The organism is Flavobacterium sp. N2270 (assembly GCF_025947225.1).
Taxonomy (GTDB): Bacteria; Bacteroidota; Bacteroidia; order Flavobacteriales; family Flavobacteriaceae; genus Flavobacterium.
In genome coordinates, this window is record NZ_CP110005.1 from 2,107,659 (window position 1) to 2,132,913 (window position 25,255).

The window sequence follows — 25,255 nt, forward strand, 5'->3', positions numbered from 1 at the left end:
TTTCAAAAGAACTAAGTTTGATTAACTACTGTTAGCTAAATTATAAATGTATAATCAAAATAAAATTTTATGAAAGCAAAATTATTTTTTATTTTATTTACTTGTAATATTCTTAATGCTCAAGTTATTGATGTAATTACAGGTTTAAGTGCCTCAGGAATGTCAAATTTAGCAGTACACAACAATTATATTTACTTTAATTCTTTTGTTGAAAAGAAAATATATCGATTTGATCATACACATACAACTCCAATTATTGAATTAATTTATACGTTTAATGAAAATCCTAACTTTATGTATGTAAATAATGATATTTTATATGTTGGAGTAGAAAGTCCTTATAAGACTTATAAAATAGATTTATTAAGTTCTACTTTACAACCTTTACAAATAGCTACTATTGCAGGTCCAATGGCTCAGATTAATAATAATTTGTTTATAGGTCAATATGTTGCAGGAAAAATTTCAAAATTAAATTTATCTACAAATATTGTAACAGATGTTTTATTAGGATTTAAACCTAATTTCTTTTCAATGAGTGGTAATGAAATATATTTTACATCAAATTATACTAACCAACTTTATAAATTTGATTCTAATACTAATACTACAGAAACAATTTTATCTAATTTAGATTATGTTTCAGGAATCGTTTTTAAAAATAATTTTTTATATGTATGTGAAAGTATGAGTAATTCAATTTCATTTTATAAACAACCCAATTACGACTTTGGTAACCTTCTACAGTTACCATTAAACTCATGGCCAAACGGAAATTTAATAGTGGGCGATTATTTATTCTTTATACAAACAAGTGCTGGAAAAATTTCTAAATTTCAATTAGAATCTACATTATCAAGCAACGTTTTCAATGAAAATATTAATAAAGTTACTGTTTATCCTAACCCTTCTAATGGAATATTTAATCTAAAAAGTAATAATGAACTAAAAAACGCAAAAGTTTATGATTTAAAAGGTAATTTAATTATTAATTCAAAAATAGAGAATAATAAAATTAATCTTTCAAATTTTTCAAATGGTAGTTATGTACTTGAAATTGACGAACAATTAACTAAAATGACAATTATAAAGAAATAACTATTTATTTAATCGGTTTGATATATACTCTATTTCAGTTTTTCCATGAGGTTTAGGTTTTCCATCTAATCCTAAATTTACCATAATAATATTCTCAATTGTAATTATCGCTTCCCTAGTCATCATGTTTCTAACTTCGCAATTAAGTACAAGTGATGTAGTTCCAAATTTAATAACTTCTAATCCTATTTCAATAATATCACCTTGTTTTGCAGCACTCATAAAGTTTATTTCACTCATAAATTTGGTTACTACTTTTGGGTTTTCTAATTGCACAATAGAGTACAAAGCCGCTTCTTCATCTACCCAAGCCAATAATCTACCTCCAAATAAAGTTCCGTTTGCATTTAAATCCTCAGGCTTAACCCATTTTCTTGTGTGAAATTTCATAGTTTTTATTTTTTATTAAAAGTAATAAAAATCAAAATAGAATATTATTTTAAACAAATTGTTTTTCTTATAATTAAATTACTTTTCTCTATTCTTTAAGACATTTACCACATCATTCAATTGAAAACCTTTTGCTTGTAATAAAATTAAGTAATGAAACAATAAATCGGCGCTTTCAGATAAAAATAAATCGTCGTTATTGTCTTTTGCTTCTATGACTACTTCAACCGCTTCTTCACCCACTTTTTGAGCAATTTTATTCATTCCTTTTGCAAATAAACTGGCAACATAACTCTTTTCAGAATCAGCATTTTCTTTTCTATTCTGAATAGTTTTTTCCAATTTGGAAATGAACCCAAAACTTTGATTATTAGCTTCTTGCCAACAAGTATCTAAACCTGTATGACAAGTTGGTCCTGCTGGATTTACTTGTACTAAAAGTGTATCGTTATCACAATCATTTTTAATAGAAACCAAATTTAAAAAGTTGCCACTCTCCTCGCCTTTTGTCCATAATCTGTTTTTAGAACGACTGAAAAATGTCACTTTATTGGTTTCTAAAGTTTTATCTAAAGCTTCTTGATTCATGTAACCCAACATTAAAACATTTTTAGTTTCATTGTCTTGAATAATTGCTGGAATTAATCCGTCGTTATTTTTTGTAAAATCTATTTTCATCTATTTTTATTTAAAGATTGAATGATTTAAAATTGAAAAATTATTTTGATAATTAACTTTTAATCTTAAATCCGTACTTCTATATTTTGTTCTTTTAAATATTGTTTTAATTCAGGAATTTCAATTTCTTGGAAATGAAAAACACTCGCAGCCAAAGCAGCATCAGCTTTTCCATTGATAAAAGCATCAACAAAATGTTCTTTAGTTCCTGCTCCGCCTGATGCAATAATTGGAATATTAACTAAAGTTGAAAGTTTAGCTAAAGCTTCATTGGCAAATCCGTTTTTGGTTCCGTCGTTATTCATAGAAGTGAATAAAATTTCACCTGCTCCTCTTTTTTCCACTTCAATTGCCCAATCAAATAGGTTTAATTCGGTTGGAACTTTACCTCCTACTAAATGTACTATCCATTCACTATCAATCTCCTTAGCATCAATTGCTACAACTACACATTGACTTCCAAATTCTTGCGCTAATTCGTTAATTAAATTAGGATTTTTAACGGCTGAAGAGTTGATAGAAACCTTATCCGCTCCATTTTTTAATAAAATTGAAACATCTTCAACAGAACTAATTCCTCCGCCAACGGTAAACGGAATATTAATAGCTTTTGCTACATTTCTAACCAAATCGACTAAAGTTTTTCTTCTTTCTTCAGTTGCTGAAATGTCTAGAAAAACCAATTCATCTGCTCCTTCTTCTGAATATTTTTTAGCCAATTCAACAGGATCACCTGCATCTTTTAAATCCACAAAATTGACACCTTTTACAGTTCTTCCATTTTTGATGTCTAAACATGGAATTATTCTTTTTGTCAGCATTTTTATTGGTTTAAAATGAAATTTTCTAATTGTTTTAAGGAAATTCTTCCTTCATAAATGGCTTTACCAATGATTGTTCCTTCACAACCTAATTCGGATAATTTGGGTAATTCATCAAAAGTTGAAATTCCACCAGAAGCGATTAGTTTTACATTTTCGCATAAAGTCAAAATTTCTTGATATAAATCAAAACTTGGTCCTTCAAGCATTCCGTCTTTAGCAATATCTGTACAAATTACATATGAAATTCCATCTTTTTGATAGTTCTGTATAAACGGAATAACTTCTTCGTTACTTTCTTCTAACCAACCTGAAACCGCTATTTTTCTATTATTGGCATCTGCACCAAGAATTATCTTTTCTGTTCCATATTGGTTAATCCATTCTTTGAATAAAGGCGGATTTTTAACAGCAATACTTCCTCCTGTTATTTGATTTGCACCACTTTCAAAAGCAATTTTTAAATCCTCATCGGTTTTTAAACCGCCACCAAAATCAATTTTTAGTTTGGTTTTAGTCGCAATTTGTTCTAATACTTTATGATTGATGATTCTACTTGATTTTGCACCGTCTAAATCTACTAAATGTAAATATTGTATTCCTGCGTCTTCAAAAGATTTGGCAACTTCTAAAGGGTTTTCGTTGTATATTTTTTTGGTATTATAATCGCCTTTCGACAAGCGAACACATTTTCCGTCTATAATATCTATTGCTGGTATAATTCTCATTTTTTTTTATTTAAAGATTTAAAGATTGAAGCATTTAAAAATTATTTTTTCAATCTTTTAATTATTTAATCTTTCAATTCTAGGAAATTCTTCAAAATTTGTTCTCCGAAAGCACCACTTTTTTCTGGGTGAAATTGTACACCATAGAAATTATTTTTTTGTAAAGCTGAAGCATATTCCATTTCATAATTTGTTGTTGCAATCATTTCTAAACATTTTGGAGCATAAAAACTATGCACTAAATACATGAATTCATGTTCTTTAATATCTTGAAATAAAGCTGATTTTAAATTATAAATAGTATTCCAACCCATTTGAGGAACTTTTACTTTATTTGAAAATTTTAGTATATCTACATCAAAAATTCCTAGACCTTTTGTATCCCCTTCTTCAGAACTTTTGCACATCAATTGCATTCCTAAACAAATGCCTAAAATAGGTTGCTTTAACTTTGGAATTAATTTGTCTAAACCAGATTCAGTTAGCTTTTTCATGGCACTACTCGCTTCTCCAACACCAGGAAAAATAACTTTATCTGCAGATTGAATAAAAGCAACATCATTTGTCAAAACTCCTTCAAAACCTAATCGATCTAAAGCAAATTGAATGCTTTGGATATTTCCGGCTCCGTAATCTATAATTGCAATTTTCATTATAACATTCCTTTTGTAGATGGTAAAATCAATTTTTCAGTATCGCGTTTTACGGCTACTTTTATGGCTTTTGCAAATGCTTTAAAAATTGCTTCAATTTTGTGGTGTTCGTTGGTTCCCTCAGCTTTAATGTTTAAATTGGCTTTTGCACCATCGGTAAACGATTTGAAAAAATGAAAAAACATTTCGGTTGGCATTTTTCCAATCATTTCTCGTTTGAATTCCGTTTCCCAAACCAACCAATTTCTTCCTCCAAAATCAATAGCAACTTGTGCTAAACAATCGTCCATTGGTAAACAAAATCCGTAGCGTTCAATTCCTAATTTATTTCCCAATGCTTTTGCAAAAACTTCTCCTAAAGCTATTGCTGTATCTTCAATGGTGTGGTGTTCATCTACTTCTAAATCTCCTGTAACTTGAATATCTAAATCCATTTGACCGTGACGCGCAATTTGGTCTAACATGTGGTCGAAAAAAGCAATTCCTGTATCAATTTTGCTTTTTCCCGTTCCGTCTAAATTAACCGTAATTACAATATCTGTTTCATTTGTTTTACGAATAATAGAAGCCGAACGCTCTTCTAATTTTAAAAACTCATAAATTGTCTTCCAAGAAGTTGTAGTTAATGCAATTGTAGACGCTAATTCTTCTAAAGAAGATGCAATTTCGCTTTCACCAAGGTTATCTTCGTTTTTAATAAAAATAGCTTTAGAACCTAAGTTTTTAGCCAATTCAACATCAGTAATCCTATCGCCTAATACAAATGAATTAGATAAATCATAGGCTGGATTATTCAAATATTTGGTCAACATTCCAGTTCTAGGTTTACGAGTTGGCGCATTGTCTTCTGGGAAACTTTTATCGATAAAAATTTCATTAAATGTAACTCCTTCATTTTCAAACGCTTTTACAATAAAATTTTGCGCTGGCCAAAAAGTATCTTCTGGAAAACTAGTTGTTCCTAAACCATCTTGATTGGTTACCATTGCCAATTCGAAATCTAATTCATTATTAATTTTAGCTAAATATTGAAATGCATTTGGATAAAACTCTAATTTAGACAAACAGTCTAATTGGTAATTTTTTGGTTCTAAAACAATTGTTCCATCTCTATCTATAAATAATACTTTTTTAGCCATTTTAAAATGATTTTATAGTTTCGATTAAATTTAAGTTTTCTTCTTTAGTTCCAATAGTAATTCGTAAACAATTCTCGCATAAAGGCTGATTTGATCTGTTTCGTATAACAATTCCGTTCACTAAAAACTGTTGATAACGCTTGTCTGCATTGTCTACTTTGATTAAAATAAAATTAGCATCTGTAGGATATATTTTTTCGATGAATGAAAAATTTAATAATTCTTCGATTAATTTATCTCTTTCGTTTAAAATTTTCTTAACCTGTGGTTTGAAAGTTCCTTGTAATAATTTTCTAATAGCATTTTCCTGTGAAGAAATATTTATGTTATAAGGAGGTTTTATCTTATTTAAAACATCTAAAATAGATTTTGATGCATATAAAATACCAACACGCAAACCAGCCATAGCATAAGCTTTAGATAAGGTTTGTGTAATAATTAAATTTGGAAAATCGTTTAATTCACTTAACCAGCTTCTATTTTTTGAAAAATCAATATAAGCTTCGTCAATTATTACTAAACCATTAAAATTATTTAAAATTTTAAGTACTGATTCGTCTGAAAATGAGTTTCCAGTTGGGTTATTTGGAGAACATAAAAAAATAATTTTAGTGTTTTTATCTACTGCATTTAAAATAGTATCTACATTAGGTTGAAAATCATTAGTTAATAGAACTTCTCTGTTTTCGATAGCATTTATATTCGCTAAAACATCATACATACCATATGTTGGAGGTAATGTAATAACATTATCTCTATTAGGCTCGCAAAATGCTCTAAAAACCAAATCTAATACTTCATCGCTTCCATTTCCAAGTAGAATATTTTCAACATAAACGTCTTTTATAGCAGCAATTTCAGCTTTTAAATCTTTTTGTTGGGGATCAGGATAACGGTTAAAACCGTTTGAATATGGGTTCTCATTAGCATCTAAGTATATCATTTCTTGTGTGAAATTTTCAAATTCATCTCGTGCAGAAGAATATGGTTTCATTTTCTTTATATTATCTCTTATTAATTTTTCTATATTCATATTTTTTTGTTTTAACCACATAGACACAATAGATTTATTATGTTCTTATTAGAAGCTTCGCTTTTGATAGTTTACATAGTAATGTTTTAAATAATCTATGCTTCTATGTGTTTATTAATTATTTTTTAATCTCAATGTCACCGCATTTTTATGTGCTTGTAATCCTTCAGCTTCTGCCATTAATTCAATAGGATTTCCAATTTTTTGGATTCCTTTTTGGGATATTTTTTGGAATGTCATTGCTTTTTGAAAACTGTCTAAATTCACACCACTATAACTTTTTGAATAACCGTTAGTTGGTAATGTGTGATTGGTTCCAGATGCGTAATCTCCTGCACTTTCGGGTGTATAATTACCAATAAACACTGAACCTGCATTTTCAATTCCGTTTATAAAATAATCTTCTTTTTTCGAACAAACAATAAAATGTTCTGGAGCATATTCATTGATTAAATCTAATGCAATTTGTTCATTATCAACATATATTAACTTAGAATTATTAATTGCCACTTGAGCGATTTCTTTTCTAGGCAAAACTTCTAATTGCTTGTAAATTTCTTCTTCAACGTCATTTAACATGTTTTTTGAAATCGTTACTAAAATAACTTGACTGTCTTTTCCGTGCTCCGCTTGACTCAATAAATCAGACGCAACATAAGAAGGAACAGCAGTTTCATCAGCAAAGACTAACAATTCACTTGGTCCGGCCGGCATATCAATAGCTACTCCGTTTTGAGAAGCAAATTGTTTTGCGATAGTTACAAACTGATTTCCTGGTCCGAATATTTTATACACTTGGGGAATGGTTTCTGTTCCAAACGTCATTCCTGCAATAGCTTGAATTCCACCAACTTTATAAATTTTAGAAATTCCACATAAATTTGCAGTATACAAAATTGCTGGATTTATATTTCCGTTTTTATCAGGTGGTGTACATAATATAATTTCCTTACAACCAGCAATTGTAGCAGGAATAACTAACATTAAAACGGTTGAGAATAAAGGTGCAGAACCACCAGGAATATACAAACCTACTTTTTGAATCGGTCTTTTCTCTTGCCAACATGAAACCCCTTCCGTAGTTTCAACTTCAATTTTTGTTGTTTTTTGAGCAAAGTGAAATTTATAAATGCTATTTTTTGCTAACTCAATTGCTTCTTTTAATTCAACAGAAACTTCCTTCTTAGCTTTTTCAATTTCTTCATTTGTTACAAGAATATTTTTGATTTCAATTCCGTCAAAAAGATTTGTGTATTTTGAAACAGCAATATCTCCTTTTTGTTGTACTTCTTTAAAAATTTGTTTTACTGTTTCTTCAACATCAGTAAAAGATTGTGTTGGTCTTTTTAAAATTTCTGACCAATTTTCTGGTTGTGGGTTGTATATTTTGTTCATTTTGTTTTTTGTTTAACACATAGAAACATAGTTTTATTCTATATGTTTTTTAAGACGTTTCACTTATTTATAGATAGCATAATAAAGTTTAATTATTCATTTACAAAACCATTTTTTCTATTGGGCAAACCAAAATTCCTTCGGCTCCAGCTTCTTTCAGTTGATCAATTACATCCCAAAAGGTATCTTCGTCAATTACAGAATGTACACTGCTCCAGCCTTCTTCTGCTAAGGGCATAACTGTTGGGCTTTTTAAAACTGGCAAAATGTTACTAATTTCGTCAATTTTATCATTTGGAACATTCATTAAAATGTATTTTGATTTTTTTGAACGTAAAACGGATTGAATTCTGAATTGTAATTTTGATAAAAGCGCTTTAGATTCAGAAGATATTTGTGGAGAAACTGCTAAAACTGCTTCACTTTTTAAGATAACTTCAACTTCTTTTAAACCGTTTTTGAATAAAGTACTTCCGCTAGAAACAATATCAACAATTGCATCAGATAAACCAATGTTTGGCGCAATCTCAACCGAACCTGAAATTTGGTGAATATCAACGGTCATTCCTTTAGAAGTAAAGAAATCTATAACTGTTTTAGGATAAGACGTTGCAACACGTAATCCATTTAAATCATTTAAAGATTTGTAATCAAACGCTTTAGGAACAGCGACAGAAACTTTACATTTTGAAAAACCTAATTTTTCAGCAACTTGGATTCCTTGGCCTTTTTCTACCAATAGATTATCGCCCATAATAGCAATATCTACAACTCCATCAATTAGATATTGAGGAATATCTGAATTTCTAAGAAAATAAACTTCTAAAGGAAAGTTTGAAGCGGTTACTTTTAACTGGTCGTTTCCGTTATAAACAGAAATACCTGAATCTTTTAAGAGTTGAAGACTTTCTTCGTAAAGTCGTCCTGATTTTTGAATTGCAATTTTTAAGATACTCATTTTGTTTTGAAAATTATTGAGTATACCTAATAGCTAATTTCTAAGAAAGAAAAAACCCGTTTGATATACTCAAACGGGTTTATAATTATTTTGGTTTATTACACAAAAACATCATTGCCTAGCTTGAGCTTGGTTTAAATGATGATGATGATGTAATTGATTTGTAAACATTTTTATTTGTGTTTTAATAACAGTGCAAATATAAAGACATAAAAATTGAATAAACAAATTATTTTTAAATTTTATGTTTTGTTTAAGCTAATTGCACACCGAAAAAGTGACCAACTAAGGCTGTTAAAACCATTGCAATCGTACCCCAAAAAGTAACTCTAATCACTGCTTTTAGAATGCTTGAACCACCTGTTTTTGCTGCTAAAGCTCCTAATAAAGCTAAAAATAAAATAGCTGTACCATACAACCAAAATTCCATAGATTTAATTGGTAAAAATAAAGTTACTAAAAAAGGCAAAGCTCCACCAATAGTAAATGCAGCTCCTGAAGCTAGTGCTGCTTGTAATGGATTTGCTTGACTAATTTCATTAATTCCTAATTCATCTCTAACATGCGCTCCTAATGCATCGTGTTCGGTTAATTCTAAGGCAACTTGCATTGCAGTTTCTTTTTTTAAACCTCTCTCTTCATAGATATCAGCTAAACGTTGTAATTCGAGTTCAGGCATTTGTTCTAATTCAATTTTTTCTCTTTCTATGTCTGCTTTTTCTACATCAGTTTGAGAACTTACTGAAACGTACTCACCTGCAGCCATTGATAAAGCTCCAGCTACTAATCCAGCTAAAGTTGCTAATATAACTGGTTCACGAAATTCACTTGCTGCTGCAACACCAATAGCAATACTTGAGGTTGAAAGTATTCCGTCATTAGCACCTAAAACAGCTGCTCTTAACCAATTGCTTTTGTGAATGTAATGATTGTCTAAATAGTCATCTGCTTGATTTTCCATAGTTTAAATGCTATCAAATACACCTTTTGTAAGTATTTTTGAGTTTTTGTTTACTTTATTACTTTCAATAATTTCTATAGAATCGGCGGACTTCTCTCCTACTTTGACTTCCGTTTTTTCAAAGGTATAATCAGCTTTAGAATTATTTTTAACTAAAAGTACATAATTTTTATCATTTTCAGTAATTAAAGCATCAGTTGGAATAGCTAAACCTTTCTTTGAATCTGTCAAAATGGTTGCTTCTACGAACATTCCAGTTAATAATCGTTGTTTAATAGCATCATCTAAGTGTCCGTGAATCATGATTGTTCTGTCGTTTCCTTCAATAGATTTTCCTACCAAAACTACTTTTGCCTTGAATTCTTCTTTTGAAGCTTGTGGAACTGTAAAAACAATATTTTGATTTTCTTTAACTTGAAGAATGTCTTTTTCAAAAACAGCTAATTCAACATGTAAATGATCTGTATCTACAATTTCTAAAATAATATCTGAAGGAGCCATAAACATTCCCACATTTGCATTCATAACCGTTACATCACCAGCAATTGGTGCATAAATTGTAATAGTTGAAGTTAAATTTCCTTTCTGCACTTGAGCTGGAGAAATGTTTAATACTTGTAGTTTCTTTTTTAAACTTTGGTACATTCCATTAGCTCTTTTGTAATCACTTTCTGCTTTTAGATAGTTTTTTTGGGAAGTGATTTTTTCATCATACAAGGTTTTTTGTCTTTCAAATTCAGATTTTAAATAACTGATTTGTTCAGCCACTTCTAAATAATCTTTCTGAATATCAATGAATTCCGTGTTTTCAAGAGTGACTAAAGCTTGTCCTTTTTTGATTTTATCACCAATTAATAAATGGGTTGATTTGATATAACCACCTAAAAATGAAGTGATTTTAACTCTATTTTCTGGTGGAACATCAATTTTTCCTGTAGCTTTTACACCAACATTAAAGTCTTGTTCCATTGGAGAACCAATTTCCATTTTCATGGTTTGAAATTGTGCTGCCGAAATTGAAATTTCGTCTTCATTTTTTGCAACAGTTTCTTCTGTGGCTTCTTGTTTACAAGCCATTAAGAGTAATCCTGATAGAAATATATATAGTAGCTTTTTCATTTGTTTTTGTTTTATTTTTGTAACTAATTAAGGATCTGTTTTCTGAAATCTGAAAATCTGAAAATCTATTCTAAAGTTATGTATTGTAAATTTAATTGTGTTAAGTTGTATTGTAACAGCGTTTCTAAATAATCCATTTGAATGGAAGTTGCATTTTCTAAACTCATTATGTATTGAAAAAAGTCAATTTCTCCATGTTTGTAGCTCATGTCAGCCACTTTTATGATTTCTTCGGATAATTTCTTTCCATATTGATTATAATAATTGATTCCTTCTTGAAATTTTTCTAAAGTTTGTTTCTGTTGGCTTAAATGTGCTTCGATTTTAAACATTTCGTTTTCTTTTTGAGCTTCCCAACTTTGTAATTCAATTTTAGCCACTTTGTTTTTAGCTACATTTCCGTTAAAGAATAAAGGAATAGAAACTCCTACTTGAAATCCATATAAAGAAGAAGATAAACCTGTGTTTTTTCCTTGAAAATATTCTAAATGCAAATCGGGTAATGCTTGTTGTTTTTGAAAGGATATTTGTTTCTTATAAATATCTGTAACATTCTCATAATATGAATTGTATAATTCTTTATTATTAGTATTACTTAAATTGTTTTCTGCTTTTAATTCTGTTGAAGAAATTACTAATTTTTCCTCTGTTTGCACTAAAGATTTAAGCTTGTCATAAAACCCAATTTTGTCCTTTTTAATTTGAATTAATTTGGTGTTAATTTGACGAAATTTAGCTTGAGCTGTAATTTTTTCTAAATAATTACTTTCTCCTAATTCGAATCTTCTATCACTTGCATTTGAAAAATTTTGATACAAACTATCTAAATAATTGTATAATTTTTCTTGATGTTGTACAAATACGATTTGATTATAAACTGTAGAAATTTCACGAGTCAATTGACTTTTCTGTAAATTCAAATTTGAGTTTTCTTTCTCATATTCAGCTTGTAATACTTTCTTGTGCGCTCCATAAACCGTAGGAAAGGCAAAACTTTGTTGCACTCCAAAAACTTTTAATGGTTCGTTATTCACCGCTAAATTATTTTGATCATAACTATAATAAATATTAGTTTTGTCAATAGAATAAGCCATTTTTATAGATGCTTTTGCTTTATCTACTTGCAATTGCATTGCTTTGATATTGTTGTTATTCGAAATTCCTTTTGCTACTAAACTATCCAATTCAGGGTTGTTGTTTTGAGCAAATCCGAAACCTGTAAACATGAAAAACAAAATGATATTAGTTCCTGGTGTATGTTTTTTGAATTTTGGTTTTTTAAATTCTTTGGTGTCCATAATTTTATATAAAATAGGTAAAACTAACATTGTTAATAAAGTTGCTGTGAATAAACCACCAATTACAACCGTTGCTAAAGGTCTTTGTACTTCTGCTCCAGCTGATGACGAAATTGCCATTGGTAAAAATCCTAAAGCAGCAGCAGCAGCTGTTAATAATACTGGTCGTAATCTATCTGTTGTACCTTTTAGAATTAATTCATCTATGTTTTTCATTCCTTCATGTTTTAATTCTTTGAAATGTTCAATTAATACAATTCCGTTTAAAACAGCTATTCCAAATAAAGCGATAAATCCAACTCCAGCAGAAATACTGAAAGGTAAATCGCGAATCCATAAAAATAAAACACCACCAACTGCAGATAAAGGAATCGCAGAATACACCATTAAAGCCTCTTTTACAGAACCAAAAGCAAAATATAATAAGATAAATATCAAGAATAAAGCTATTGGAACAGCGATTAATAGACGAGCTTTGGCACTTTGAAGGTTTTCAAACTGTCCACCATAAGTGACTCTGTAACCTGTTGGTAATTTAATTTTAGTATCTACAATATTTTGAATATCATCCACAACACTTTGTAAATCTCGATTTCTAACGTTAATTCCAACAACAATTCTTCTGTTGGTATTATCTCTTGAAATTTTGGCTGGACCAGTTGTGTATTCAATATTTGCTAATTCTTGCAACGGAATTTGTTGCCCATTTAGAGCCGAAACATATAAATTTTGAACATCTTGAATTCCAGAACGATTTTCTTTATCTAGACGAATTACCATGTCGAAACGTTTTTCACCTTCGAACACATTTCCAACCGTTTTTCCTGCGAAAGCTAAAGATAAAACATCATTTAAATCCGCTATATTCATTCCAAATTGAGCAATTTTCATTCTGTCATACGTTACAGCCATTTGCGGTAAACCTTCTGTTTTTTCGATAATAATATCCGAAGCACCTTCTACATATTTAATCGCTTTGGCAATTTCGTCTGCTTTTCGGGCTAAGACTTCTAAATCATCCCCAAAAACTTTTACAGCAACATCTGAACGTGTTCCAGAAATTAGTTCGTTAAAACGCATCTCTATAGGTTGCGTAAATTCGATTTCCATATTTGGAATCTTCTTTTCGATGGCTTCTTTGATTTTATCGGCTAATTCGTCTTTTGAATCAGCTGAAACCCATTCTGATTTTGGTTTTAATTTTACAATTACATCACTTTCTTCCATACTCATTGGATCTGTTGGAACTTCTGCAGCTCCTATCCTACTGACTACTTGATCAACTTCTGGAAAGTTTTTTAATATGATTTGTTCGATTTTTGTTGTTGTTTCAATGGTTTTAGTTAATGATGTTCCTGTTTTTAAAACCGGTTGAATTACGAAATCACCTTCATCTAAGGTTGGGATAAATTCACCACCCATCGTCATAAATAAAGTTATAGCTAAAGCCAATAAACCTAAAGCACCATATAACACCTTTTTTGTATTAGCTATTGCCCAAGTAATTACAGGTAAATACCAAGAATTCAATTTATTAATTAATTTATTGGAAAGTGAATTTGGATTTTCAGCAGTTGGTTTTAAAAATAATGATGAAACCACTGGAACATAAGTGAAACAGAATAACATAGCTCCAACTAAAGCAAAACTGAAGGTCATTGCCATAGGTTTAAACATTTTTCCTTCAACACCAGAAAGTGATAGAATTGGAATAAATACAATTAAGATGATTAATTGACCAAAAACAGCCGAATTCATCATTTTTGAAGCACTTTTATACGTTATTTCATCAATTTGAACTTGTCTGTCTTCTTTAGATAGTCCAACTAAATGTTTGGATTTATGAGCGATTTGAAAAGCTATAAACTCGACTATAATTACTGCTCCATCGATTATAATTCCAAAATCAATTGCACCTAAACTCATTAAGTTGGCATCAATTCCGAAAATATTCATAAAAGAAATTGCAAAAAGTAAACATAATGGAATAACCGAAGCTACAACTAATCCTGAACGCCAATTTCCTAATAATAAAACCACTACGAAAATTACAATCAAACAACCTAGAATAAGGTTTTCAGCTACTGTAAAAGTTGTTTTTCCAACTAATTCACTTCTTTCTAAAAATCCGTTGATATAAACACCTTTTGGTAATGTTTTTTCAATTTCTATAACTCTTGCTTTTACATCATCAATAACTTGCTTAGAGTTTCCTCCTTTTAGCATCATTACTTGACCTAAAACTTTTTCACCTTCTCCATTTCCTGTGATGGCTCCAAAACGATTAGCAGAACCATAATGAACATTTGCTACATTTTTTACATAAATTGGATTTCCATTTACATTTTTTACGACAATATTATTGATATCTTCAATCGATTTTACTTTTCCTTCTCCACGAATGAAATAACTTTGATTCGTTTTTTCTATATATGCTCCACCAGCAATACTGTTATTACTTTCTAAAGCTGTGAAAACATCATTGATTGAAATATCCATTGCTTTAAGAGCTGAAGGTGTTATTGCAACTTCATATTGTTTTAGATATCCACCCCAAGTATTGATTTCCACAACTCCATTTATACCCGATAATTGACGTTTAACTACCCAATCTTGTAAGGTTCTTAAATCGGTTACCGAATATTCATCTTTATATTCTGGTTTAACTTCTAAAGTATATTGATAAATTTCTCCTAAACCTGTTGTAATTGGTCCCATTTCTGGAGTTCCAAAACCATCTGGAATTTTTTCTGAAGCTGATTTTATTTTTTCGGCAATTAGTTGTCTTGGTAAATACGTTCCCATTTCGTCAGTAAAAACTATTGTTACTACTGATAAACCAAATTTTGAAATAGAACGAATTTCTTCCACTCCAGGTAAATTGGCCATTTCTAATTCAACCGGATAGGTAATATATTGTTCAATATCTTGAGTAGAAAGATTTTGAGAAGTTGTGATGACTTGAATTTGGTTATTGGTAACATCAGGAACTGCACCAATAGATATTTGAGTAATAGAATACACTCCAAAACCCGCAATTCCTAAAATAAATAATAAAACTATGAATTTATTTTTTAAGCTAAAAGCTATGATTTTTTCTAACATTATGAGTAAATTGAAAAATTACTGAATAGTACTTATCTCTTTTTCAGACAAATACAATTAAAAAGATAGAAATTAATTAAAATCTCTAAACAATAAAATGTTAGGCTATTTTTGGTGGAAGCCAAATTGAAGTAAATAAGTTTGATTTAAAGTAATTCTTATAAAAAAAATCTTTTTTTACTGAAATTAAAGTTTTAATAATTTCAAGTTGAAAGCTTAAAACAGGAAAAGTAAATAATACATTCGTAGTATTATCAAATGTTTTAAAAGGTAAGTTTTGGTGTTCAGCTTGATTGTTTTCTGAACTTTTTGAATAATGAAACTTTATAAAATCTATAAAAGAAGTTGATTTTGTAGCCACTTCATTTTTATGTTCGTTATAGTGTTCTATTAAATTTGGAATTTTCAAGAATTGCCCTATTGATGTGTTGGCACACAAAAATATTGTTATTAGAAAAATGGCAATTACTTTATTCATCCTGTAAAATTAGTAAAAAAAATTACTTTACTATGTAACTTAAATCACACAAATATAAGCTAGTTATCTTTAAGAAAGATTAAGAGTTACTTAATTTATTCTTTAGGAAAACTTAAGATTATAGTAGTTCCTTTATTTAATTGTGATTCTATGTTTATTGTTATGTTTAATAATTCGCAAAGTCTTTTTACTATTGATAATCCTAAACCAGTTCCTTTAATATTAGGGTGATTTAAACTTTCTGATCTAAAAAAAGAATTGAAAACTTTATCTTTATCTTCTTCTGAAATTCCTATTCCTTCATCAGTAATACTGCATGTTATAATATTACCTTCATTATACAGCTTAACAATAACATTTGAGCAGTCTTCAGAGTATTTTAAAGCATTTGAAAAGATATTACTCAGTATTATGGAAACCAAATTATAATCGGATTGAATATAAAAATCTTCCTCAAATTCATTACTAATTTTACATTGTTTATCTTTTATTTTTTGAGAAAAACGTGCAGATGTATCTAATAAAAGCGCATTTAATAATATGCTTTCCGATTTAATATTTTGTTTTTCGTTTTCAAAACGAGCTAATAATAACAATTGATCAACTAAAATATTTAATCGATCTACTTCTTTAATACAGAAATTTATTTTTGATTCATATTCCTGTTTTTCACGTGGTTTTCTTATTAAAACTTCAAGAGTACCTTTAATTACCGCTAGAGGAGTTCGTAATTCATGAGAAGCGTCTGATGTAAATTTTTTTTCACGTTCAACAGCTTTTTCGATACGATCTAACAGTTCGTTAATTTGAGTGGAAAGTTGGTATAACTCGTCTTTGTTTTGAGGTAATGGAATACGTTTTGATAAATTGTCTTTTGTAATAGAATTTGCAGTTGAAGTAATTAAATTGATTGGTTTTATACTTCTGCCAGCAAAAAAGCGAGCAATAATGAAAAGTACAATTAGAATAATTGGAAAAGAAATCAATAACACTTTTTGAAGAATAACTACAATATCAAAATCATCAATTGACATGGCTACAATAACATAAGCAATAACTTTATTATTTTGAATTATTGGTTTTTGAATTTGTCTTACAGGTTCATTATTTAAGGTTGTATTAAAAAAAGTGTTATTTTTATTATCATTTTGTAAAACAAGGTTAAGGTTGTTTAAGTTAGGTGATTTATCAATTAATTCTTTATTATTATCAAAAAATTGAACAAATACAGGATTTATATGAACGGTATTATGTTCTCTTGCAGCCCATTCATCAACTTGAATTAAATAGGTTTCATGAGAATCTATTTTTACATCGTCTATATGCTTTTCTAATTCAATATAAATTTCATCATTTATATGCTTATTTACACTTAGTCTAACAATATAAAAAATAAATAAAAAAACAAATGCAATAAGAACAGCTCCACTTACAATGTAATTGAAAGCAATTCTATTTTTAAATGAAAAAGAAAAATAATTAGTCATTTGCGATGTAGCCAACTCCTCTTATGGTTTTTATAAGTTCTTGTTCTTTAGTTAAATTTAGTTTTTTTCTAATGGCATTCATGAAAACATCAATTACACCTGTATCATATTCAAAATGAATATTCCAAACATCTTCTATTATAGCATTTCTCGTGCAAACTTTGCCTTTATTTTTAATTAAATAACTTAAAAGCTCAAACTCTCTTTGTGTTAAATTTACCTCATTATCATCTATAAAAGCCTGAAACAACCCTTTATTTAATGTAATGTTTCCAAGTTTTAAAATAGTATTTTCTTTTTTTTCTCTAAAATGAATTTTTATACGCTCTAAAAGTTCATCAAAACTAAACGGCTTTTTAATATAATCGTTTGCACCTGCTTTTAATCCTTCAATAGTTTCCTGAACAGTGTCTCTTGCTGTTAAAAAAAGAATTGGTACTAAATTATTTTGAGCGCGTATTGCTTTACAAACTTCTAATCCACTCATTTTTGGTAACATCCAGTCTAGTAGAATCAAATCAATATTAGAATGTAGAGCCTTTTCTAATCCATCTGTACCATTATTTGCAGTACTTACCGTAAAGTTTTCTTCTTCTAAACCTTGTTTTAAAAAGTTTGAAATACCAATTTCATCTTCAACGATTAGAATGTGCATGATTATAATGTTATTGTTCTACAAATTTAAGTCCGAAAGTTACAATATTTGCATTTAACCCATCATTTCTATCATAATGGCTCAATCGTAAATCAATATTTTTTAATCCGAATTTTAGTATTTTAAAAGACGTAAAAATATCAGTATACCCTATTCCAATACCATATTGATTGGCATTAAAAGTAGATAAATCATAATCGGAAGTATAGTATTTTTCAGTTGATAAATGTGTTTCAAAAGGGGCAAAATATTTAGATTTATCTTGAGCATAATATCTATATGAAGGGTAAACAGTAAATTTATCAGTCACTTTAACAGGTAGTTCAATACTAGCAGTGTGTGCTGTAACTCCCCAATTATCCCAATAATATCTATAATATGTTCTAACTGTTACTCTTTCATTTAAATAATAATTTAAACGACCACCAACCGGTATTTTAAATCGAGAATTAGGTAAACGTTCTATATCGTCAGCTAATTGATATACACCTTGGTTTTGAGTTGTTGTATAAACAGGAATATACTGTGCATCTCCAATATAATAATTGGCTTTATCGGCAAAATATACTCTTTGATAAGGAGTTGAAAGCATTCCTTGTTGAGATAAAATATCAAAAAATAATGAAAACTGCATTTTTTTAGTAGCTACTTGAGAAAAACCAAAAGAGGCAGAATATGAATTTCTATTGGTTCCGTTCCAACTTGAAAAATCAGAAGGTAAGTAACTTGTAGTAGGATTACCGTTTTGATCTAAAACTGTAATTCCACTAAAATATCCATTATTTTGGAAATTGGAACCGTATTTTGAATATTCACTTAATTCCGTAGGATAAATTGGTCTCCATTGATCTAAATAAACATTTCCTTTAATTGATATTTCAGAATTTTTATCATTAAATAGTTTTGTAATTCCACCACCAAAACCAATTGAGGTATAATCGTATTCATTTGAAAAAGCAACATCTGCATTCCAAATAAAATTTCTATCATCACTACTATGACTATAGTTTGCAACTACAGACGCATAAACATCTGATGCAGAAGCTCCTGAACTAGCTTGCCAAGGTGTACCTGTAGGGCCAGTTGCTGAATCTCTGTCATCATCATCGTCATCGTCACCGCCACCAGAGGCTCCAGAAGCATTAAAAGGGTTAATATTACTCGAAGAGGCTGAAGTGTATGCAGAAAGTCCAACATCGATAGTTAAAACATCGTCATCGTTCATTGGTATTGCTACTACAATATTTGAAGCTAAATCTGTTAAGTCTTCAGTACCTATTCCACCTGAAACAGCAGAATGAATACCATCTTGTTTATAGTAACTTAGTAAAAAATCTACTTCTGTGCTCTCTAAAACACGTTTTTTGTATGTAACCGTAGTTGAATCTGTTTCTTGTGCAAAAGAAAAGATTGAAACAAACAGAACTAAAAAGGATAATTTATATTTCATTTAATTCTAATTTATTAATTACAGCCGCAACCACCGCCTGTTTTTCCACCATTTGCTCCTGCAGCAGCTTCTCTATAGACTTGAAACGTAGTTTCATATCGCTCAGAACTTCTGGCTGATAATTTCATATCAGGGTCGTTAATGTATTGCTTGTCGTATTCTTTTACAGAATTGCATGAAAAAAATGCAGTACAAATACTACACAATAGAATTATTTTTTTCATTTTATAGGGTATTAATTATTTTTTAAATCGATATGTTTTGAAACATGAATAGCTCCTTTATCATCAACAATAATGCATTCAATTCCATTTAATTGGTTTACTAAATCTAGTCCTACTTCTATTCCCATTACAAAAATGGATGTTGCTAAAGCATCGGCTAGTTCTGTTTTTTTGGCAAATACAGAAACGCTAACAATTCCGCTTGACGGATATCCTGTTCGTGGATCTATAATGTGTGAATATCTCGTTCCATTAAAAGTTACATACTTTTCATAACTTCCAGAAGTTTCTACAGCACTATCTACTAAAGGAAAAGTAGCAAACACTTTGTTTTTATTCATTGGGTTTATAATTCCTACAGTCCAAGGCGAACCATCTAATTGATTACCCCAAGTATTAATATCTCCTGAAACGTTTACAACACCTGCTTTACAACCTTTTTCTTGTAATAAATCTTTTATTTTATCGGCAATATAACCTTGGCCTATTCCGCCTAAACCCAACTTCATTCCTTTATTTTTAAGGAAAACAGTAGTGTCTTTACTGTTAAAAATGATGTTTTGATACCCCACTTTTGCTACCGAATTTTTAATTTCTTCTTCTGTAGGCATTTGCTTCATGCTTCCGTCGAATTTCCATATCCTATCCATAGAGGCATAACTAATATCAAAAGCACCATTAGTAAGTTTAGAAATCTTTACAGCTCTTTCCAATAAATCAAAAACTTCAAAATCAACTTTTACAGGTTGAATTCCTGCATTTTGATTAATTTTAGAAACTTGAGTAGTAGGAATCCAATCTGAAATTAAATGTTCTATTCTTTTTACTTCTCCAATAGCTTCTTTACAAAAGAAATTTCCCTCAACAGTATCTTTACTAATCACCGTAATTTCAAACGGACTTCCTAATACGGAATATTTTTTCTTATGAACAATTTGCCCAAAAGAAGTAATAGAGCTAATTAGTAAAAGACATAATAAATTTTTCATTATTTTTATTTTTCTACAGCATGAATCATTTTAATGTATTCTTCAGGAGAAACATTTTTATAACCCATTTTGCTTAAAATTTTACCCGATTTATCTAAGATAACAACTAAAGGAAAACTTCCTTCTACATTATATTTCTCGGCTAATTTTCTGTTTTTTTCTGTTTGACTATCTTCTAGTTGATTTGCTTTTTTTCTAGGAAAATCAGCTTTAACAATAATCCAGTTTGCATTTGCTTCTTTTTTAAAAGCTTCTGATTGCCAAATATTTCTATCTAATTTTATACACGGAGCACACCAATCAGAACCTGAAAAAACAAGTATAATATTTTTGTTTTCTTCATTTGCCAGTTGTTTTGCTTCTTCAAAGTCAAATTTCCAATCTTGGGAATAAACTAATGAACTAAATAAAACTGTAGCTATTAATAAAATATTTTTCATTGTTTCTAAATTTAGAAGTACAAATTAACACTTTTTTTAAGATGATTAAAGCCAAGAATTTGAAATTTAAGTAAAACTTAAGTAAACTATTTTACTATTTGAGGAAAACCGTAATTATTAAGGCTTTCTTTTTTTTATTTTTGTAAGAAATTTAATAATTCAAACTAGGATTTTTATTATATTTGAGAAATAATAATTCGTTATTCTATAATCTTAATTTTTAAAATATGCCAACTATTCAGCAAATCGTTAAGGAAATTAGAAAAACTCTATCAAGTTTTGATATTACAAAGGGAATAGAGTTGTCTGACAATGAAGCTAAGACTAGAATGTATTTAGTGGAACCTTTTTTTGAATCTTTAAGATACAATAGAGGATTTGAAAATAGTAACTTAGTTCCTGAATATGATGCTGATTTTGCAAGTTTAAAAGGTAAAAAAGTAGATTATGCGATATTGTTTAGGAATAAACCAGAAATTATTGTTGAAGTAAAAAAGTGTAGTGTAAAATTAAATGATAAGCATCTTGCTCAATTAAATGAATATTTTAATAATACAAATGATTGTAAAATTGGTATATTAACCAATGGAATTCAATATGAATTTTATTGTAGAAATAATAATGGTAATAATAATGGATTACACCCTACCCCTTTTTATGTTTTTGATTGGGAAAATATTGATGGTAGTCAATTAGAAAAATTAGCTGAATTTTATGTTACTGAAATTAACACCAAAGATATTATAGATTCAGCTCAGGATTCTTTTTTCATGGAAGGATTTGAAGAAGCTCTTTTTAAAGAACTCGTAAAGCCTTCAACTGAATTTGTAAAAGCTGTTTTTTCACATATGAATGGCAAGAGATTAACCGAGAATATTGAAAAACAAATTAGAGATTTAATAAATTCCGTTTCTATTAAATCAGCTTTAGATCGATTGATTATAGAGGAATCATCAAATGCAAATTCAGGAATCATTACAACAGATGATGAACTAAAAGTTTATCATGTTATAAAAACAATTCTTGCTCAACATAAACAAATTGAAACTAATTCTGTTGGTTATAAAGATTTTAAAGGAAAGTTTTCAATAATTCTTGATGACAATCAAAAGAAAAAAGTATGTGATTTATATATAACTCCAACAAGTCATAAGATTGATATTGATGGAGAAAAAATTGAAATTCCTGATATTGATAGTATTGTAAAGTTAAAAAAGAGACTAATAGATAAAGCATTATCACTGTTATAATTACATTCTTAAACGTTAAACCAAACCATTATACTTTCTCACAAACCATTCCGTAGCTAATGTAATGGCTAACAAAATTAAAAGCCATTTTAAGTCAATTAGTGGAGATTTTTGTACTACTTGCTTAGCAATTGGCTTGTATTGTTCGTCTTTGATTAAAACGTCTATTAAACGCTCAATTTGATTAGGATGATAGACATTACCATTGGTATTCTTAGCCAATTGTGTCAGTTGGTCTTTATTTGGGTTTACAAATTGTTTTTCGCTGTTGTAGTCCAAAACTTCAAAACTTCCGTTAAACACCTCTTTTTGTTTCGTTTCTCTAACTGTAAACGAATAGTTTCCTGCTTCTAAATCGTTAAATACAACTTCAAAATCTGTGTTGGTTTTAATAAAATTGTATTTCAATGCTTTTTTAGTTGATTGGTTTACCAATGTTATTTCCAAAAGTGCATCAGCATCAAATTCATAGTTTTTATTGAAATATTGTGCTTTAATACTAATGTTTTCGCCTGTATTATAAAAGTTTTCATGTTGTACAACCAAATTCTTTTTAACATCGTTTGAAATCAAATACTGAATGGTTTTATCCATAAACAAATCGAAATCTTTAAAATCATTCTTTGCTAAATAGGTTTCGCTTCTCCATTTCCAAAGGTTTTCTCCAAATAAATATGAAGTTCGTTGTTTGTTTACTTCGGTAAAAGCCAATAAAGGCGTTTCTAAAGTAACATTTCGAACACGAGCAAAAAGCAATGTTTCTATTTTAGTTTTTGGAACAATGGAAACAAATTTATTTTCTAATGGAGAAAAGTTTTCAAAGCCAATATTCTGTTGAGAAAAGTTGGTAAATGATGAATTAAAATTGGCTGAGTAATTTTCAGTTTGATTGGTGCTTTGAAAAGTAAAGTCGTCTTGGTTTTTATTTAAAAAAGTAAAATCGGTATGCTTTCCTGTTAGGATAAAACAATTTGAATTCCTGTTTTTTATGTAATTAAAAACCGATTGAAATTTAGAATTGGGTTGATAAATTATAAATAAATTAAATTCATCTAATGATTTGATTTCTTTAATATTAACCACATTTACTTTACGCTGTTCATTAACTTCGATACTTCTTTTTAACACACTAATATCTGGATGATTAATATCGGTAATTAAAGCAATTTCACTACGCTGATCTAAAATTTCAACCGCAAAATATTTAGAGTTATTGGTTTTGTTTTTTTCTGTAGATAAAGGTGAAATTACTGCTGTATATTTTTGAATTCCAACTTTAGTTGCAGGCAATAAAGCATTTACTGTAATTGTTCTTTTCTCTTTGGTAAATCGTACTTTTTCTTTAAATACAACCTGATTTCCCTGCAGGATTGAAAACGTAGTTTCAACCGCTTGGTTTCCGTTGTATTGCAAAAAGATTTCGACAGGAAATTTATTTCTTAAAAAAGCGTATTTATTCACGTTGATTTGCGCTACTTTTAAATCAACTACAGTTGTTGTATCACCTAATATTATTGGGTTTACCGAAATATTTTCAGGAAAAGCATACACATAATCGTTTCCTTGTGTTTGATTTCCATCAGTAAATAAAACAACAGGATATTTCTTGTTGCGATACAATTGCTTTAGTTCTTTAGCAACGTTATCAATACGTGTTTGCTTTCCTTTAAAATCAGGATTTTCAGACGATTTTAAACCTTCATCAAAAGTATACGCTTGAACAGCATATTTATCGTCAAGATCTTTGTTTTTAAGAATTACGTTGAATAATTCGGTTACTTTAGAAGTATTCTCTAATTCTGCAATAGAGCTAGAATTATCAGCAATTATAGGTAGAGGAATTTTCTCAATTTCGTTAATTTTTCTACTGATTATAGGGTTTATAAGCAATAGCAGAATTGTAAAAATGGAAATAAAACGTAAAAAAGCCAAAAACAACGTCACTTTTGACCTGTTTTTGGCTTTGTATATATATTGATAAAACGACAATAATGCAGAGATTACTACTGAAAGTACTAGAAGCAAGATTGTGGTTTTGGTCATCCTATTAAGTTAACATTCCTCCATCTACATTAATAACTTGTCCGGTTACATAAGCACTCATATCTGAAGCTAAGAACACACAAACATTTGCAATATCTTCTGGAGTACCACCTCTTTTTAACGGAATAGATTCTCTCCAACCTTTTACAGTGTCTTCGTTTAATTTTGCAGTCATTTCAGTTTCAATAAAACCAGGAGCAATAGCGTTTGAACGAATATTTCTAGAGCCTAATTCTAAAGCGATTGATTTAGTAAAACCAATCATACCTGCTTTAGAAGCTGCATAATTTGCTTGTCCAGCGTTACCCTTCACTCCTACTACACTACTCATATTAATGATAGAGCCTTTACGGTTTTTCAACATTATTTTTTGTACTGCTTTAGTCATGTTAAATACCGACTTTAAGTTGATTTCGATAACCGCATCAAAATCTTCCTCGCTCATACGCATTAACAAGTTATCTTTTGTAACACCCGCATTATTAATTAAAATATCGATAGTTCCAAATTCAGCAATTACATCATCAATTAATTTTTGAGCTTCGTTGAAATCTGCTGCATTTGATTTAAATCCTTTAGCTTTAACACCTAAAGCATTTAATTCATTTTCTAAAGCTGTTGCTGATTCTACAGATGAACTGTATGTAAATGCAACATTAGCACCTTGTTGTGCAAAAACTTCTGCAATACCTTTGCCAATACCTCTACTAGCACCAGTAATAATAGCAACTTTACCTTCTAATAATTTCATAAAATGTATATTCGTTTAGTTTGTTTCAATTAAAGTTCAAATATAGGAATATTTTAATCTTTTAAAAATAGTAAGTTTTAGATTAAACCTTTTTTATTAGTTTTGGTCTTAA

The 25,255-nt window shown here is 29.2% G+C and carries 23 protein-coding genes; 2 read left to right on the forward strand and 21 right to left on the reverse strand.

All coding sequences use genetic code 11. The annotated features are described in order from the left end of the window. Positions 1-69 precede the first annotated feature (69 nt). The gene (locus OLM55_RS09790; RefSeq protein ID WP_264558720.1) at positions 70-1,098 is read left to right on the forward strand and encodes a YncE family protein; all 1,029 of its coding nucleotides are present in this window, start codon (positions 70-72) and stop codon (positions 1,096-1,098) included. Here the strand turns inward: OLM55_RS09790 and OLM55_RS09795 are convergent, their stop codons facing one another. From OLM55_RS09795 to OLM55_RS09885, 19 genes are all read right to left on the reverse strand, one after another. Next, positions 1,099-1,488 (reverse strand): acyl-CoA thioesterase, encoded by a 390-nt coding sequence (locus OLM55_RS09795; RefSeq protein ID WP_264558721.1) that lies wholly within the window; start codon positions 1,486-1,488, stop codon positions 1,099-1,101. It abuts the gene before it with no gap. A 78-nt stretch (positions 1,489-1,566) separates the two neighbouring features. Beyond that, a complete protein-coding gene (gene hisIE / locus OLM55_RS09800) occupies positions 1,567-2,166 on the reverse strand; it encodes a bifunctional phosphoribosyl-AMP cyclohydrolase/phosphoribosyl-ATP diphosphatase HisIE (protein ID WP_264558722.1) in 600 nt (199 codons plus the stop codon). Positions 2,167-2,231: 65 nt separating this feature from the next. Further along, positions 2,232-2,987, reverse strand: coding sequence for an imidazole glycerol phosphate synthase subunit HisF (gene hisF, locus OLM55_RS09805; RefSeq protein ID WP_264558723.1), 756 nt, complete (start codon positions 2,985-2,987; stop codon positions 2,232-2,234). A gap of 2 nt (positions 2,988-2,989) precedes the next feature. Further along, positions 2,990-3,715 carry a 1-(5-phosphoribosyl)-5-[(5-phosphoribosylamino)methylideneamino]imidazole-4-carboxamide isomerase gene (gene hisA / locus OLM55_RS09810; protein WP_264558724.1) on the reverse strand — a complete coding sequence of 242 codons (726 nt, stop codon included), beginning with the start codon at positions 3,713-3,715 and terminating at the stop codon, positions 2,990-2,992. Between the two features lie 65 nt (positions 3,716-3,780). After that, positions 3,781-4,368, reverse strand: coding sequence for an imidazole glycerol phosphate synthase subunit HisH (gene hisH / locus OLM55_RS09815; RefSeq protein ID WP_264558725.1), 588 nt, complete (start codon positions 4,366-4,368; stop codon positions 3,781-3,783). Continuing rightward, positions 4,368-5,507: a bifunctional histidinol-phosphatase/imidazoleglycerol-phosphate dehydratase HisB gene (gene hisB, locus OLM55_RS09820; RefSeq protein WP_264558726.1), complete on the reverse strand. Its 1,140-nt coding sequence runs from the start codon at positions 5,505-5,507 to the stop codon at positions 4,368-4,370. The genes hisH and hisB overlap by 1 nt, the downstream gene beginning before the upstream one ends. A 1-nt stretch (position 5,508) precedes the next feature. Beyond that, entirely contained in the window at positions 5,509-6,540 is a 1,032-nt protein-coding gene (hisC, locus tag OLM55_RS09825) for a histidinol-phosphate transaminase (protein WP_264558727.1), read from the reverse strand. A 114-nt stretch (positions 6,541-6,654) separates the two neighbouring features. Beyond that, entirely contained in the window at positions 6,655-7,935 is a 1,281-nt protein-coding gene (gene hisD / locus OLM55_RS09830) for a histidinol dehydrogenase (RefSeq protein WP_264558729.1), read from the reverse strand. Positions 7,936-8,035: 100 nt separating this feature from the next. After that, positions 8,036-8,893 carry an ATP phosphoribosyltransferase gene (hisG, locus tag OLM55_RS09835; RefSeq protein ID WP_264558730.1) on the reverse strand — a complete coding sequence of 286 codons (858 nt, stop codon included), beginning with the start codon at positions 8,891-8,893 and terminating at the stop codon, positions 8,036-8,038. Positions 8,894-9,146: 253 nt separating this feature from the next. After that, positions 9,147-9,854: a VIT family protein gene (locus OLM55_RS09840; protein WP_264558731.1), complete on the reverse strand. Its 708-nt coding sequence runs from the start codon at positions 9,852-9,854 to the stop codon at positions 9,147-9,149. A gap of 3 nt (positions 9,855-9,857) precedes the next feature. Continuing rightward, entirely contained in the window at positions 9,858-10,973 is a 1,116-nt protein-coding gene (locus OLM55_RS09845; RefSeq protein WP_264558732.1) for an efflux RND transporter periplasmic adaptor subunit, read from the reverse strand. 65 nt (positions 10,974-11,038) lie between these two features. Continuing rightward, a complete protein-coding gene (locus tag OLM55_RS09850; protein ID WP_264558733.1) occupies positions 11,039-15,376 on the reverse strand; it encodes a CusA/CzcA family heavy metal efflux RND transporter in 4,338 nt (1,445 codons plus the stop codon). 100 nt (positions 15,377-15,476) lie between these two features. After that, positions 15,477-15,785 carry a hypothetical protein gene (locus OLM55_RS09855; protein WP_264558734.1) on the reverse strand — a complete coding sequence of 103 codons (309 nt, stop codon included), beginning with the start codon at positions 15,783-15,785 and terminating at the stop codon, positions 15,477-15,479. Positions 15,786-15,949: 164 nt separating this feature from the next. Next, positions 15,950-17,341 (reverse strand): sensor histidine kinase, encoded by a 1,392-nt coding sequence (locus OLM55_RS09860; RefSeq protein ID WP_264558735.1) that lies wholly within the window; start codon positions 17,339-17,341, stop codon positions 15,950-15,952. Continuing rightward, entirely contained in the window at positions 17,334-17,996 is a 663-nt protein-coding gene (locus OLM55_RS09865) for a response regulator transcription factor (protein WP_264558736.1), read from the reverse strand. Before OLM55_RS09865 ends, OLM55_RS09860 begins: the two co-directional genes overlap by 8 nt. A gap of 10 nt (positions 17,997-18,006) precedes the next feature. Beyond that, positions 18,007-19,446: a DUF3570 domain-containing protein gene (locus OLM55_RS09870; RefSeq protein ID WP_264558737.1), complete on the reverse strand. Its 1,440-nt coding sequence runs from the start codon at positions 19,444-19,446 to the stop codon at positions 18,007-18,009. 14 nt (positions 19,447-19,460) lie between these two features. After that, on the reverse strand, positions 19,461-19,670 hold the full coding sequence (locus tag OLM55_RS09875) for a DUF4266 domain-containing protein (RefSeq protein ID WP_264558738.1): 210 nt from the start codon (positions 19,668-19,670) through the stop codon (positions 19,461-19,463). A gap of 11 nt (positions 19,671-19,681) precedes the next feature. Continuing rightward, positions 19,682-20,659 carry an FAD:protein FMN transferase gene (locus tag OLM55_RS09880; protein WP_264558739.1) on the reverse strand — a complete coding sequence of 326 codons (978 nt, stop codon included), beginning with the start codon at positions 20,657-20,659 and terminating at the stop codon, positions 19,682-19,684. A gap of 5 nt (positions 20,660-20,664) precedes the next feature. After that, positions 20,665-21,099 (reverse strand): thioredoxin family protein, encoded by a 435-nt coding sequence (locus OLM55_RS09885; RefSeq protein WP_264558740.1) that lies wholly within the window; start codon positions 21,097-21,099, stop codon positions 20,665-20,667. 227 nt (positions 21,100-21,326) lie between these two features. Here OLM55_RS09885 and OLM55_RS09890 point away from each other — a divergent pair, with 227 nt between their 5' ends. Continuing rightward, positions 21,327-22,349 (forward strand): type I restriction enzyme HsdR N-terminal domain-containing protein, encoded by a 1,023-nt coding sequence (locus OLM55_RS09890; RefSeq protein ID WP_264558741.1) that lies wholly within the window; start codon positions 21,327-21,329, stop codon positions 22,347-22,349. 15 nt (positions 22,350-22,364) lie between these two features. Here the strand turns inward: OLM55_RS09890 and OLM55_RS09895 are convergent, their stop codons facing one another. Further along, a complete protein-coding gene (locus OLM55_RS09895; RefSeq protein ID WP_319800094.1) occupies positions 22,365-24,374 on the reverse strand; it encodes a hypothetical protein in 2,010 nt (669 codons plus the stop codon). A 22-nt stretch (positions 24,375-24,396) separates the two neighbouring features. Continuing rightward, positions 24,397-25,143, reverse strand: a complete 747-nt coding sequence (gene fabG, locus OLM55_RS09900; protein ID WP_264558743.1) for a 3-oxoacyl-[acyl-carrier-protein] reductase — start codon at positions 25,141-25,143, stop codon at positions 24,397-24,399. Positions 25,144-25,255: the final 112 nt, after the last annotated feature.